Below are 1,182 nucleotides of genomic sequence, written 5' to 3' on the forward strand. Positions count from 1 at the left end.
GGACTTCGCGAAACGGGTTGTCACGATCATTACAAGCGCGACAGTGGCGAAGGCAAAGCTGAATCCGATCTCGGAATATTCCGCTTGGCCTATGAGCACACGGGGAGCCGTCGAGAAGAAGACGAAGAAGGTGCCCATACCGGCGCTAAAGCCGACAGTGTAAACCCAAAAAGCCGGACTCGCGAAGATCGGCAAGACAGATCGGCGCGTCTTGACTTGATCCAGAGGGCGGGTTTCGTGCCACCTGAAACCCGCATTTAGGAGTGCGAGCATCGCCAGTATAGCCAAAGTAATGAATATCGCCTGCCATCCCAAGAACTCGCCGATCAATACTCCGGCGATAGGGCCGAGCGCAGGCACGAACGCCAGCATCGAACTGAAAAGGCCGTAGATGACGACACCCTCAGGACGGTTGGCATAAACGTCGCGAACCGTCGCGAACGTCGCCACCAGCATGGCCGACGCGCCCACTGCTTGAAGTAGACGGAAAGCGACAAAGGCCGGTGCAGTTGAAGACCAAGCTGCTCCCAGAGACGCAATGACGAAAGCCGTTGCGCCCGCAAGTAGAATTGGCCGTCGCCCGATTCTGTCTGAGAGCGGACCAAAAATCACCTGGCCCACGCCGAGCATCACCATATAGAGGCTCAACGTGAGTTGGATCATAGCGGGCGTCGTGTTCAGGATGCCGGGCATCGCTGGAACGACAGGGAGATAAATATCCATCGCCAGTGAAGCGAGGATGTCGAAAGGAGCCATCAGCAGCAGTGCTGCCGGCAGCGTATAGGCCCACGCGGGGCGTGTGGTGGTCATGACGAATCAACCCTCGATTAAGGAATACCGGGCGACGTCTGCTCGTCAGCAATCAGATGAGACTAGCCTTACAGAGCGCCGCAACAACAATACTGGTTGTTGCGGCTTACTTGTCTGCTGACTTGGAATTTCCCATCTGATTACTCCACGCTTACGAATATGAATTGCTACATTTTATCCGATTATCTTTTGCTTCGCAATGCGGCATGGGCGCACTCAGCGTTCCAGCCCCCTCTGCCGCCCTAAATGCTTGCTCCAATGCATCGAGCACCATATCTGTATTCATCCGTGTCGATACTTTCCATCCAACAATTGCTCGTGAGAACACATCAATAATAAATGCAGTATAAACCCAGCCTGAATTTGTTTGAA

General features: G+C 54.1%; 1 protein-coding gene and 1 pseudogene. Both read right to left on the reverse strand.

All coding sequences use genetic code 11. The features are described 5' to 3' along the window. On the reverse strand, nt 1-810 hold an 810-nt coding region (gene cml, locus FTV29_RS14980; RefSeq protein ID WP_180075666.1), incomplete at its 3' end, for a CmlA/FloR family chloramphenicol efflux MFS transporter. A gap of 247 nt (nt 811-1,057) precedes the next feature. After that, nucleotides 1,058-1,182, reverse strand: a pseudogene (locus FTV29_RS14985) (DDE-type integrase/transposase/recombinase); the annotation flags it as partial.

It is taken from the genome of Acinetobacter sp. YH12254, assembly GCF_013417415.1.
GTDB classification, from domain to species: domain Bacteria; phylum Pseudomonadota; class Gammaproteobacteria; order Pseudomonadales; family Moraxellaceae; genus Acinetobacter; species Acinetobacter pseudolwoffii.